Annotated in this window: 12 protein-coding genes and 1 pseudogene; 6 read left to right on the forward strand and 7 right to left on the reverse strand. The window is 36.0% G+C overall.

What is annotated here, in order from left to right:
* Positions 1-68 precede the first annotated feature (68 nt).
* Positions 69-1337 (forward strand): collagen-like domain-containing protein, encoded by a 1269-nt coding sequence (locus RTP99_RS16165; RefSeq protein ID WP_226990221.1) that lies wholly within the window; start codon positions 69-71, stop codon positions 1335-1337.
* Between the two features lie 211 nt (positions 1338-1548).
* Here RTP99_RS16165 and RTP99_RS16170 read toward each other — a convergent pair whose 3' ends face one another.
* Together RTP99_RS16170 and RTP99_RS16175 are read right to left on the reverse strand one after the other, a co-directional pair.
* Entirely contained in the window at positions 1549-2769 is a 1221-nt protein-coding gene (locus tag RTP99_RS16170) for an ATP-binding protein (RefSeq protein ID WP_001030621.1), read from the reverse strand.
* Positions 2766-4019, reverse strand: a complete 1254-nt coding sequence (locus RTP99_RS16175; RefSeq protein ID WP_000664876.1) for an ATP-binding protein — start codon at positions 4017-4019, stop codon at positions 2766-2768. The genes RTP99_RS16170 and RTP99_RS16175 overlap by 4 nt, the downstream gene beginning before the upstream one ends.
* Before the next feature lie 268 nt (positions 4020-4287).
* Here RTP99_RS16175 and RTP99_RS16180 point away from each other — a divergent pair, with 268 nt between their 5' ends.
* Positions 4288-5097 (forward strand): alpha/beta fold hydrolase, encoded by an 810-nt coding sequence (locus RTP99_RS16180; protein WP_000498297.1) that lies wholly within the window; start codon positions 4288-4290, stop codon positions 5095-5097.
* Positions 5098-5455: 358 nt separating this feature from the next.
* Here RTP99_RS16180 and RTP99_RS16185 read toward each other — a convergent pair whose 3' ends face one another.
* Positions 5456-7525 (reverse strand): LTA synthase family protein, encoded by a 2070-nt coding sequence (locus tag RTP99_RS16185; RefSeq protein WP_000873607.1) that lies wholly within the window; start codon positions 7523-7525, stop codon positions 5456-5458.
* Between the two features lie 290 nt (positions 7526-7815).
* Here RTP99_RS16185 and RTP99_RS16190 point away from each other — a divergent pair, with 290 nt between their 5' ends.
* Entirely contained in the window at positions 7816-9069 is a 1254-nt protein-coding gene (locus RTP99_RS16190) for a glycosyltransferase family 39 protein (RefSeq protein ID WP_000956217.1), read from the forward strand.
* An 82-nt stretch (positions 9070-9151) separates the two neighbouring features.
* Here the strand turns inward: RTP99_RS16190 and RTP99_RS16195 are convergent.
* From RTP99_RS16195 to RTP99_RS16205, 3 genes and pseudogenes are all read right to left on the reverse strand, one after another.
* Positions 9152-9226 (reverse strand): annotated as a pseudogene (locus RTP99_RS16195) (DUF2196 domain-containing protein); the annotation flags it as partial.
* A gap of 120 nt (positions 9227-9346) precedes the next feature.
* Positions 9347-9577, reverse strand: coding sequence for a hypothetical protein (locus RTP99_RS16200; RefSeq protein ID WP_000227423.1), 231 nt, complete (start codon positions 9575-9577; stop codon positions 9347-9349).
* A gap of 11 nt (positions 9578-9588) precedes the next feature.
* Entirely contained in the window at positions 9589-9885 is a 297-nt protein-coding gene (locus RTP99_RS16205; protein WP_000455572.1) for a DUF3986 family protein, read from the reverse strand.
* A 120-nt stretch (positions 9886-10005) separates the two neighbouring features.
* Between RTP99_RS16205 and RTP99_RS16210 the strand changes: the two genes are divergently transcribed.
* From RTP99_RS16210 to RTP99_RS16220, 3 genes are read left to right on the forward strand one after another with little or no spacing between them, the layout of a single operon-like run.
* Positions 10006-11013, forward strand: coding sequence for an ABC transporter substrate-binding protein (locus tag RTP99_RS16210; RefSeq protein ID WP_000733207.1), 1008 nt, complete (start codon positions 10006-10008; stop codon positions 11011-11013).
* A gap of 11 nt (positions 11014-11024) precedes the next feature.
* Positions 11025-11789, forward strand: a complete 765-nt coding sequence (locus tag RTP99_RS16215) for an ABC transporter ATP-binding protein (protein ID WP_000009044.1) — start codon at positions 11025-11027, stop codon at positions 11787-11789.
* On the forward strand, positions 11782-12588 hold the full coding sequence (locus RTP99_RS16220) for an ABC transporter permease (protein ID WP_000368792.1): 807 nt from the start codon (positions 11782-11784) through the stop codon (positions 12586-12588). The genes RTP99_RS16215 and RTP99_RS16220 overlap by 8 nt, the downstream gene beginning before the upstream one ends.
* Before the next feature lie 34 nt (positions 12589-12622).
* Here RTP99_RS16220 and RTP99_RS16225 read toward each other — a convergent pair whose 3' ends face one another.
* Entirely contained in the window at positions 12623-12850 is a 228-nt protein-coding gene (locus RTP99_RS16225; protein ID WP_000849109.1) for a hypothetical protein, read from the reverse strand.
* Positions 12851-12924: the final 74 nt, after the last annotated feature.

The following is a 12924-nucleotide window of genomic DNA, read 5'->3' on the forward strand; positions in this document are numbered from 1 at the left end:
ATACGAGCAGCGGCTATGTTGTAAAAAAGGATGCACCTCAAGGATTTCCTAATGTCTCTTCAGATTATATCGTATTAGTAGAAAGTGGGGCTACTGGACCCACTGGAAGCACCGGACCTACCGGCATCACTGGGCCCACTGGAGCTACCGGCGCTACTGGGGGTACAGGAGCTGGCTTACAAAGTACTACCGCCTTTAGTCTTGCAGCCGCTCCCAACTATAAAGCCGGACAAGTTGTTACTTATACGAGCAGCGGCTATGTTGTAAAAAAGGATGCACCTCAAGGATTTCCTAATGTATCTCCAGATTATATCGTATTAGTAGAAAGTGGGGCTACTGGACCCACCGGCAGCACCGGACCTACCGGCATCACTGGACCCACTGGAAGCACCGGATCCACTGGTATCACTGGACCTGCCGGCATCACCGGACCCACTGGAAGCACCGGATCTACTGGCATCACCGGACCTGCTGGTAACACCGGATCTACTGGAAGCACTGGACCCACTGGAAGCACCGGATCCACCGGCATCACTGGACCCACCGGGCATACTGGACCCACTGGAAGCACCGGATCTACTGGCATCACCGGACCTGCTGGTAACACCGGATCTACTGGAAGCACTGGACCCACTGGAAGCACCGGATTCACTGGCATCACTGGACCCACCGGAAGCACCGGACCTTCTGGCATCACTGGGTCCACTGGAAGCACCGGACCCACTGGCATCACCGGATCTACCGGCATCACTGGACCCACCGGGCATACTGGACCTACCGGAAACACCGGACCTACCGGAAACACCGGACCCACCGGCATCACTGGAAGTACTGGACCCACTGGCTCCGCTGGTAGTGCTTCAGCAAAAAGTATTGTGTTTCAAGGAACAAATGCTGGTTTTCAACGTATAGCGGGATCTCCTGGAATTGACTCCAATGTTATTCCGTATGTCACTGCTGGATCTGGTAGTATAGTTGGTTTTACGGCGTCTATAAATGTAAATAACTTACCTGCTGCTGTTTATACAATTGATATTTGCAGGAATGTCCCTACAAACCTCACCGCTCCTACTTCCAGTTACATTCTAACTACTATTACTTTAACTACCACAGACAAAATTACCGGAACTATAGTATTTTCCATTAAACCGACGGATACTGGTTCCGGACAAATTCAAGTATTTAATCCTACTCCCGCAGTAGGTCCCGCTACTGTAACTTGGACTAGTATTACAACTGGAAACCTTGTTTCGAGAGGAGATGCTATATCCCTTTATATTAACCCTGGAATTACTGCGAGTGCTGTATATTCTATTTTTCTAATCACTGACATATAACCCACACTTAAAACCATTTATTCCACAAAAAAGACCCAAGATTCGGGTCAACAAATAACAGACAAGTTCATTATATACTTTTACTGTAAAATAACCACATTTTGGATTTTTCCGCATACTGCACTAATAGTGTGAACAATTTTGAATTTTTATTCAAAAAAAAAAGGGAGTTCACTCTCAAATAAGTGATCTCCCTTTTTAAAATAACTTTTCATGATATCGGCAATACAACCTTCACCGTCGTTCCAACACCAACTTCACTTTCAAAACTTATTTTACCGTTGTGATCTTTAATAATTTTTTCTGTAACTACTAAGCCTAAACCTGTTCCCGTTTCTTTTGTTGTGTAAAAGGCTTCATTTAGCTTCGGGATTTTGTCTTTTGGAATGCCGCAACCTTCATCCTTAACTTGAACAATGATTGCATCTTCTACAGTCACTTTAATCGTAATCGTTCCGCCAACTGACATTGCTTCAATCGCATTTTTAATTAGATTAAAAAACACTTGTTTTAATCGTTTTTCATCGCATGTAATCGATGGTATGTCTTTACTATAAATACCTTGTATGTGCACACCTTGATTTAAAGCAGGCTTCCCCATAACTCGAATAACATAAGCGATAATTTCTTCTATATTATGAACTTCTGATTCTATTGATTTAGATTTCTCAAATCCACTAAGTTCTGTAGCGATTGTATGAATTCGTTCTACTTCTTGTTTCATAATATCACTATATATTTTATCCTCTGGATATTTAACCGCTTGCTTATTTACAAATTTATCTAAATTAGCTAAAGGTCTTTTAATTTTGGAACCAATAACTGTAGCCATTTTCCCAACAGTTGCTAATTTTTCTGTTTGTTGTATTTCTTTATTCATCATCTCAAACGTACGAACGTAAGATTGGAATCTTAAAAACATAATCCAACATATGATAGTAAATACGCTATATAATGCCATCGGGATTAAAACGAGTGATGAGTGAATCATGATTCCTATAAGAGCATATTTTCCAACAAGTATGCTCGGAACTAACCAAAAATATCTTTTATTCACAAAAAGTGGGGCAAATAAAATAAAAAATCCTTCTACTATATTCCCACCATCAAACTCAGCATCACTACCGTAGTAAATCATAATATTATGGATAAAATCTAATAGATTATACCCAATTAGAATAATATACTTTACTGCAAATGGATTTTTCCATTTCATAAAGTATATTCCAATGCAAAATAAAAACACCATCAGAAAATAAAGCCATAAACCTAAACCATCTTCAAATTGTCCTACTCCTTCTTGCTCTCCTCCTATTAAAGGTACAATAAATTCGTAGGCAAGATCGTATACAAAAAATATAATTAAAAATAAACTTAAATATATTTTCAGCGCCTTCATTTCTTCATTTTTAAATATACCGTCTTTATTCATATGGTAACTCCTAGCTTTTCTCCCACTTGTATTTCATTATTTCCACACTTTTTTGGAAGAATAATATCTATTCTCGTTCCCTTATCTCTTTCACTTGAAATATGTAACGTACCAAGGTGTTCGTTGACAATTCGATCTGCTACCGTAAGTCCCAAACCAATTTTATCTTGTTTTGTTGTATAAAAAGCTTCTGTAACACGAGCCACATTTTCTTTCTTAATACCGTAACCATTATCGATTACACTTAATATTACATAATCTTGTCCTTTATTTTCTAATCGTAACTCTAATGTGCCACCTTGCTCCATCGCCTCCAGAGCATTTTTTATGACATATAGAAAGACCCCTCTTATTTTTCGCTCATCACATTCAACTTCTATTATCTTTTCTTCGATATTAGACATAAGCTGGACAGTAGATTCATTCATTTTTTCTCGAAGAATTGCTACTGCTTGTAATGCAATTTCACCTATATTATGTTTTTTATAAATAGAGGGTTTACATGTAGCAACTTCCATCAATTCACTTATCATATTATTCATATTTTCTATTTCAAAAATCATCTGTTTATAAATAGGGTCCTCTTCATGCTTCTCTCGTTGTAATTGCGTAAACCCTTTTAATGAAGCAAGTGGATTTTTAATTTCATGTCCCACTGTCGCTGCCATCTTTCCGATTACTGCTAATTTTTGTGATTCACTAGCACTCTTAATACTTTCCTTTACCGCTGAAAGGTATTGTATAAATCGATTTAAAATGATATATGCCGCTATTAATATGAGTGTATACATAATGAGGTACATAAATCCTTTTACTTCCTTTAATACAAATAAGTAAATTACATATTTCCCTACAATAGTTGAAAGTACAAACACAAAATATTTTTTATTTAAAAATATAGGTACAAAGAAGATGAAAATAATTTCTATTATATTTACCCCATCAAATGCCGCCTTATTATAAAGCATATACGAAAATATGTTAGCAATTTCTATTCCTATGTATGCAAATACACATGCATATTTCACAAAATTCACTTTCTCTTTTTTTATTAAATATACATTTACACCGAGTATTGCAGTTCCGCAAATAACTTGCCATAGTATGCTATGTCCCTTATCCGTTAGTGATTTATTTTCTAATACGATTGCATAGAGAATTTGGTATGAAACAACAATGACGTATAGCACCCACAAAAAGATTTTGGCATTCCTTTCTTCTTCTTTATATGATAGAAAACTTTCTTTCACTTCAACACCCCTTCAACATAATATCTCGAAGAATACCATTTATTATAATAAATGATTTTCTTATACAAACAAAGATAAATCGAACATTTGAGGAAAATCATCCCAACGTTTTAATACTTTCAGACGATATGTAATCATAAAAATTATAAACAATAATACGTATATTATGTGGGAGAGATTTTATATAAATGGTAAAAAATGAAGGAAAGCTTGGTGTCTTAATAGAACGAAATCCTACGCTCCTGGCGTATGAATAGGAGGCTCATTCATGTTTGTTACCGTCGAGAAAGATGTGCATATTTTTGTGCAAGATGTTAATCCCGGTCCCAGTAGTAAAACCGTGTTCTTCTTTCACAGTTGGCCTTTAAATCATCAAATGTACCAATATCAGCTCAACGTATTACCACAGCACGGTTTCCGCTGCATCGCTATGGATATACGCGGAAATGGGCAATCCGATAAACCATGGACTGGTTACACATACGATCGTTTAGCAGACGATATCGCCATTGTCCTAGAAGCACTTCAAGTCGAAAATGCTACATTAGTCGGTTTCTCAGTAGGCGGTGCTCTTTCCATTCGGTACATGTCTCGCTATAATGGTCAACGTATTTCTAAACTTGTATTAATCGATGCCGTTTCCCCCTCTTTCGTTAAAAATCAAGAATCTCCCTATGGTGTCCCAAAAGAACAAGCAGATACTCTCATTAATCAAATGTATGCTAATCTACCTAAATTTTTAAATGATTTGTCTTTATCATTTTTTAATAGAAACTTAGGATCCGCTACGTTAGAATGGTTTTCTTATCTCGGTATGCAGTCTGCTTCCTATGCTCTCATCAAAATATTGCAAGCAGCCGCAAATGAAGATGTAACGAAAGATTTAAGTAAAATTAACGTGCCAACAAAAATATTCCACGGTATTCACGATCAACTTATCCCATACAAAAGCGCTGAACTTACGCAAAAGCGTATTAAAAATTCTCAGTTACATCCTCTCACCAATAGTGGTCACGGCTCCCCAATCGATCAAGCGGATGAATTAAACGAAGAACTTATAAAGTTTTTGCATTCATAAAAACCTATGCCAAATCGTATCGATAGGAACGTAGTTTTCAAAAACGTTAAAATTCACACATTTCTCACAAATCAATTGATAAAACGATTACATTTTCATTTATACTAAATGTACAAGTAATACTCCCTAAACCCAGCTTGTCTGGTTACCCCGTTAAATACTATAAAAAAGAACTTGTATCGTTATACAAGTTCTTTTTGTTTCTTTTATCCCGCTTTAACGGGCAGTAAGACCCCCACCTCAAAATTCAGTAAAGCAAAGAAGTTAGGTGGGGGTCGGGCTACCCATAAAAGTCCAATTGGTGAGGGCTGATAATCAGTGGGGGATGAAGACCCCCACCACTGATTAAAGTTTCACTTTATTTAAAGAGGATATCTTTACTATATTGATTTCCGACGAGTAAATCATATTGGAGCATTTTATATTGCTCTAACATTTCTTTTTGTTTCTTTGTTAAATCATTGATTACTTCTCCATTTTTATCAACTTTTAATTCATCTCTAAGCACCGGTATTTCCTTGTAAAATCCCGATAAAAATTGATAGAATAAAGATTTATTTAATCCTGCATAATCAAAAATAAGATTAGAAAAATAAATTGGACTTACTAAACCTAAATTATCATTTGGCATATCAAAGTTTGCGTACATTAATAGCGGCGTTTGGGCCATCGCTAAACGTTCGCTCGGTGTTTTTTCATTCGTTATATACCCATTCTCTTTATAAAAAGATTTATTTTTTCCTAATGATGGAAGATGATCCCCAAAAAATACTAATAATGTAGGTCTATCTAAATTATCTAGTTGCTCTATTAAATATTGAAGAGCCTCATCTGAACGTCTTAACCCTTCTGTATACGTTTCTAATTCTCCCTTTGATTCTTCATTATCTAGACCGCTAATTTCTATTAGGTTTTCACCAAATCGGCCTTCTGTAAATGGAAAATGATTTTGCATCGTAACTGCATGAATAAATGTAGGTTGTTTTTGTTTCTCTAACTCAGCAATTATCTCTTTACTCATCGCTAAATCACTAATATAATCTCCATCAATATCGACATTTTCCATCGTATCAGCTGCATTAAACTTATCAAACCCTAACACCCTGTATACGTCATCGCGTTTGAAAAATGAGCGACCAAATGAATGAATTGCACTTGTGTAATACCCTTCTTTTTTCAACGCCGTAGGGATTGATGGAATTTCTTTCTTATTTGTAATAACCTGCTGATATGGTATAGAACCTGGCTTTAACAAACTCATTGAATAACTCGTTAATGCCTCAAATTCAACGTTCGCCGTATTTCCCCCAAATGTAGGAGAAATAGTTTGTCCACCAGGAAAGTTTTCTATATAATGATGCAAATTTGGTACAGGATCTTCACTAAAAGAAAGGTTAGTTGCTTTCGTCGGATCCCAAAACGATTCACTCATTACAAAAATAATATTCGGTTTCTCTTTTTTCTTTTGGCTCCCTATATTTCCACTATATTGTTTTTTTATATCGTTTGCTATTTGAAGCATATTTTCTTTAGAATAATTTTTTGGTTTTTCCATAACTGTTGTATCTAAATTGCTAATAAACCCAAGTACAAAACCATTTGAAGCATAGTTCTCATTTTGGTCCCACAAAACAAAATCTACACCTGATTTTTGAAATACTTTATTCATAAATGTGTTCGCAAAATTACCGTACGCATATAGAACAAAAATAGATCCTACTACTAATAAGGCTCTTATTCCTAGATGAGTCTTTACATTTTGAATATACCTTCTCATATATATCCCTGCTACAATACAAGCCACGATACTTAAGATAATGACAAAAATATAACTCCAGCTAAAATAGTCCATCACCATCGGTATAACAGATTGCATATGCATAATTTGTGTGAAATCAGAAGGATACAGCGGATCGCCTCTAAAAATAAGCTTTAAATAATTTACAATACCTAAAATGACTAACGTACAGCTCGTTAAAATCATACTTAGAAAAACCTTGCCTATTACATTATAAACAAGAATGTATATTGCATAAATTGCTACAAAACTTAATATAAACTGCATGTTATAAAAGTAAATCCAATTCATTGCCCCTATAAAACTCATATTAACTTGCAGGACAATATAAAATAACGCTACTGTATGAGCTAGTAAAAATAATATAAAATGCACTCGTAGGGATGCCCTAAGTATAGACATCTCTTTTTTATTAAAATGTGAAATATAAAATGTTATGCCCCATATGAAAATCATCATAACAATTAAAACAAGATTTTGATTTAAATGAGCTTTCATTATGTCTAAATTAAAAACCTTTAAAATCATAAACAGCATAGTTATTACTAATAAAGTCACCATACTACTTATAATGCTAGAAATTAATATATTTCTTTTTGGAAGATCAAAAAGTGTAGAACCATACTTCAATTCATTCCCTCGTTTCTATGTCTTAATTTCCCCCGCATCGAAAGAACTACTTCTATAAAAATAACATATATGACATATTTCGTCTGCATACTTGCTTCTATTATAAATGTATTGTCTTAATATTCCCTTAATCACCAGTTAAATTATGGCATACAAATTACTCATTCTTGAAAAACTTAATTTCAGCATTCCACTTTATGATATAATAACTATGTTTTGGAAATCCTTAATACTATTAAAGATTTCACATGAAAATACGAAAGAATTAATAAAAAAGGAGTTGCTCATTTTTGCTTACTAAGTTTAAGAGTTTGCCTAAAGCGGTATATGCAATTTTGGCGCTTTCTTTCCTGTTGCACGTTTTTTGTTTAGTAAAACAGCCAGGATTAGATGGAGAGTTAGTCAAAGTAACATATGGTGCAAATGATGCTTTTAACTATTCGTTAACAGCTGAACAACTATTAAAACATGGTGTATTTGGTTATGTGTATTTAGAACCTAGTGAAGTTCCAGGGAAAAATGCATATATTACACCAGGTCAGCCATTACTATTAGCTGGCGCTATGATTATTTCTGATATTACATCAATTCCTTACTATTACGTAGCAACTGTTATTAACATGATTATGAACCTATGCACAGTGCTATTAGTATTCTTAATAGGAAAAGAATTGTTCGAAAAAAACATTTATGGAATTGTTGCAAGTATTTTATATGCTATTTATCCAAGTAACTATACATACTTCCGTACATTGCTAACAGAAGTTCCATCCATATTCTTATTAGCCTTATGTGTATATGTATTTGTTCTCGCATGGAAATACAATAAAGTGAAATTCCATATATGGTTTGGAATTGTCGTTTCAATTTTACTTATGTTCCGTCCAAATCCAGCTCCAATGATGCTCATTCCTGTTCTTGTTGTGTTATTTACATATGGATTTAAAGACTCCATTCGAATTGGATTGTTATGGTTTATCGGACCTTTCTTTATTATTGGTGCATGGGTTGTTCGTAACTATTTAGCACTCAACCAATTTATTTTATTCTCAACCCAAGGTGCTGACCCACTAATTGCGGGTGCTGATCCATTTAATAAAATTGGATATGAAAATATAGTAAATGAAATGAGAGCCAAAGGCTTAGATGACAAAGGGGCATACGCAAAAGAATTAATCAAGAACGGCTTTAAGACGGACTTCACTTATTGGTTCTCTTGGTTCACTGTCGGTAAAACAATTGAATTATTCAAAACAGCTCCTGCTGTAGACCAATACCGCATTCATAACTTTATGCAACTATGTCATAGAGTGTTTATTATCGGCACATTCTTGAGCAGCTTCTGCTTCATGCTAAATTCATTTAAACATAAACGCGTTATGATGCTAGTAGCAAGTTCTATTATTTACATTATCTTCTCAAACTTATTCTTAGCAATTAATCGCTATGGATTTTTCATTAATCCCCTTATGTGCTTAATTCTTGCATACGGATTAATTCACATTGTGCAGAAGCTTCCATTCTTCCGCACTAACCAAGCATAATAAGAAAGAGGTCGTCCAACGGTGGACGACCTCTTTCTTATTACCCCACACTTTGCACACAGCCAATTTGTCCATTCTGTAATCACACTTTAATTCCGTATGTATGTGTTTCTGTATTTGTCAAAATATCTTTCACAACACTACTCACTATTTTACTTATAACTTCAAGTTTTTTACAACTATTACTATAACAAAAGAACCCGCCCCCACCTAACTTCTTTGCTTTCGCTCAATTTTGAGGTGCGGGGCGGGCTGCCCGTTAATGCGGGATAAAGTATTATATAAAAGGAAACAGCCATATTTTCCATACGATACATACGAGTACAATAACTACAAAATCAAAAAAATCTAATCTCGGTCCTTTTTTCATATTCATCTCTAGCCATAAATGAAGCCATTTTATTTTTGTGTATTTTTGGATGTTTTTCTTTGCAAATCGGTAAATGAGCACTTGCATAATAAAAAACCCGACTACAAAAATAAACAAGAAAATAAGAAAATCGACCACAAAATTCCTCCTTATTTTTGCAGCGATTTTTCTACGATATGATTTTTCAAAACCCACTCTTCAAATTGAGCACTTCCAAATTCCCAACTAAGATCACGAGCATGTACAGAAAAAACGTAATAACCAGCATATTCGTCCATAAATTTCCCCGTCTCAATCCCATCTTTCTGAAGACCATATGCTCCAAAATTAAAATATACATCCCACACGTCTTCATTCTTCCGTTTATAAGCAATCGATTCCATATCGCATTCTGTTCCGAAATAATCAAGATGTAAATGTACGCTATCATCATATTCGTACTCCATTTTATCACCCCTTATATTTGTACTTCTTTATCCCCAAAAAAATTCCTGCTATCTACACTCACATATGGGCACTTACCTACATATCATGCTTGTAGAGTGACTTCTAGGAGGTGTTATATAGTGAAAAAATTAATAGCTGTTTTTTGTATCATGTTACTAGCTGTCTTCACATTTGCTGCTTGCAGTAGTAAAAAAGAAGATACGAAAGAACAAACTCAAAATGTTCGCGTCGGCGAAGTTACCCATTCTCTCTTCTATGCCCCGTTATATGTCGGGATTGAAAAAAGATTTTTTAAAGATGAAGGATTGCATGTTGACCTCCAAACAACAGCTGGTGGAGATAAAACGATGACCGCCCTATTATCTGGCGGGATTGATATTGCTCTCGTCGGTTCTGAAACATCTATTTACGTTCATCAACAAGGCGCAAAGGACCCAGTCATTAACTTCGCACAACTTACACAAACAGATGGAACATTTTTAGTTTCGCGTAAAAAATTAGACTCTTTTAATTGGAATGACGTAAAAGGTGTTACGTTTTTAGGACAGCGTAAAGGCGGCATGCCACAAATGGTTGGAGAATACGTTTTAAAGAAAAATGGCATTGATCCTCACAAAGATACAAATTTAATCCAAAACATCGAATTCGCTAACATTGCAAATGCCTTTGCATCTGGTACCGGAGAATTTGTACAGCTCTTTGAACCGACTGCAAGTATATTTGAAAAAGAAGGTAAAGGTTATATCGTCGCTTCGTTCGGAAATGAATCTGGTACTGTTCCGTATACAACGTTCATGGCAAAAGAAAGTTTCTTAAAGAAAGATAAAGCTGCTGCTGAAAAATTCACACGGGCGCTCTATAAAGCACAACAATGGGTTGATACTCATAGCCCAGAAGAAATTGCCGATGCCGTTTCTCCGTTATTTAAAGACACTTCAAAAGACATTACAGTAAAAGTAATTGAACGGTATAAAAAGCAACATTCTTATGCGACAAATCCACTATTAGATGCTGAAGAATGGAAACAGCTCCAAACGATTATGAAAGACGCTGGCGAATTACAAAAAGAAGTTCCACATGAAGCGCTCGTCAATACGAAAATTGCCGAAAGCGTTATTAAGAAATAGAGGCGAAGTGTATGAGTTTTTTACAAATACGTAACGTTTCTCACTGCTTTTTCGCAAAAGAGAATGCCAAATTGATTCTCGAAGATATGAGCTTACAAGTGGAAGAAGGCGAATTCATTTCGATACTCGGCCCAAGTGGTTGTGGCAAAACGACACTCCTCTCCATTATTGCCGGGCTTCTTGATCCAATTGAAGGTATCGTCTTTTTAGATGGTGAGCCCATTACAACGAAAACTTCATCTATGGGATATATGTTACAGCAAGACTACTTGTTTCCTTGGAAGACAATTGAAGAAAACATTATGCTTGGACTTCATATACGAAAAATTTACGATGAACAGACGAAAGAACATACTTTACAGCTTTTAAAGCAAGTCGGTCTACATGATGTAGAGCAGCAATATCCTCGTGAACTATCCGGTGGTATGCGTCAACGTGCCGCCCTCGTTCGAACGTTAGCGACCGACCCAAAAATTTTATTGCTAGATGAACCTTTTTCAGCGCTCGATTATCAAACGAAATTGAAACTAGAAGATCTCGTTTTCAGCTTACTACACAAATATAAGAAAACGTCACTACTCGTGACACATGATATTGAAGAAGCCATCGCGATGAGTGATCGTATTTATTTACTGCAAGCGAATCCTGGAAAAATTGCAAAAACATTTATCGTCCCAGAAAGCATCCGTTCCTTATCACCGTTAGAATCACGCCACCACCATGACTTCCCATCCCTCTTCCAAAATATATGGAAGGAGCTGGAGCGTCTTGGATAATATAAAACAACTACATGAACAGTTTCGGAAAAAAGAACGCAGGCGCGCATGGTTAGCACGCTCTTTGCAGCTTTTACTACTCATTCTTTTCTTTGCACTATGGGAGATAGCTAGCAAAAAAGAATGGATTGATCCTTTACTCTTTAGCTCTCCTTCAAGTATTTGGGAGCTCTTCCTTAGTAAATGGATGGACGGTTCGCTTTTGGTTCACATATGGACGACATTACTTGAAACGGGATTAGGCTTCATTCTTGGAACAGTGCTCGGAGCTATTATCGCTACTTTCCTTTGGTGGCTACCACTTCTCGCCCGCGTACTCGATCCATACCTCGTCGTCCTAAACGCCATGCCAAAAGTAGCACTTGGTCCGATTATCATTGTAATCTTCGGTCCAAATATTTCTTCGTCGATTGCAATGGGAGTAATCATTTCCATCATCATTACCATTCTCGTTATTTACAGCGCATTTCAAGAAGTCGATTCTAACTATATAAAAGTGATGGACACATTTGGCGCAAATAAATGGCAATGCTATAAACAAGTCATTCTCCCTGCATCTTTCCCAGCCATTATTTCAACGTTAAAAGTGAACGTTGGATTATCATGGGTCGGTGTTATATTCGGCGAACTTCTCGTCTCTAAACAAGGCCTTGGCTACTTAATTAGCTACGGATTCCAAGTATTTAATTTCACACTTGTTTTACTGAGCGTACTACTCACGTGCGTCCTCGCAACACTTATGTATGTGTTTGTTGAGGCATTTGAAAAACTTCTAATTGGGAAACGAAAAAGAAGCTGACTTAGAGCGATAGACTATAGTCAGCTTCTTTCTTTTACTTTTTATCACACATCTTTGTTTCATTTTTAACATTTCCATCCGCAACCGTAACTGTATGGAAACAATCTTTCACACGTACTGTAACGACATTATCTTTTCGATCTATCACATGATAATCATTAAACTTTTTATCCAATGCACTACGAATTTGCTCCCCTTCAAAAATCGGAAAACCGTGAGACATTACCCAAATGAGACCAGCGACAGCAAGAATCGTTTTCATACGTTTCATTACCTCCTCGAGAGTAAACTTATAGTCCCTATAACACGCGCATTATAATTGTGTCTAAATTGTGA

Origin of the sequence: Bacillus sp. (in: firmicutes), assembly GCF_031983925.1 — a bacterium.
Taxonomy (GTDB): Bacteria; Bacillota; Bacilli; order Bacillales; family Bacillaceae_G; genus Bacillus_A; species Bacillus_A pacificus.

Excerpts from the sequence above, each read along its gene's own strand:
- RTP99_RS16170 (WP_001030621.1), bottom strand. The coding sequence starts at position 2,769 with ATGAATAAAGACGGTATATTTAAAAATGAAGAAATGAAGGCGCTGAAA.
- RTP99_RS16180 (WP_000498297.1), top strand. The coding sequence starts at position 4,288 with ATGTTTGTTACCGTCGAGAAAGATGTGCATATTTTTGTGCAAGATGTT.
- RTP99_RS16205 (WP_000455572.1), bottom strand. The coding sequence starts at position 9,885 with ATGGAGTACGAATATGATGATAGCGTACATTTACATCTTGATTATTTC.
- RTP99_RS16215 (WP_000009044.1), top strand. The coding sequence starts at position 11,025 with ATGAGTTTTTTACAAATACGTAACGTTTCTCACTGCTTTTTCGCAAAA.
- RTP99_RS16225 (WP_000849109.1), bottom strand. The coding sequence starts at position 12,850 with ATGAAAACGATTCTTGCTGTCGCTGGTCTCATTTGGGTAATGTCTCAC.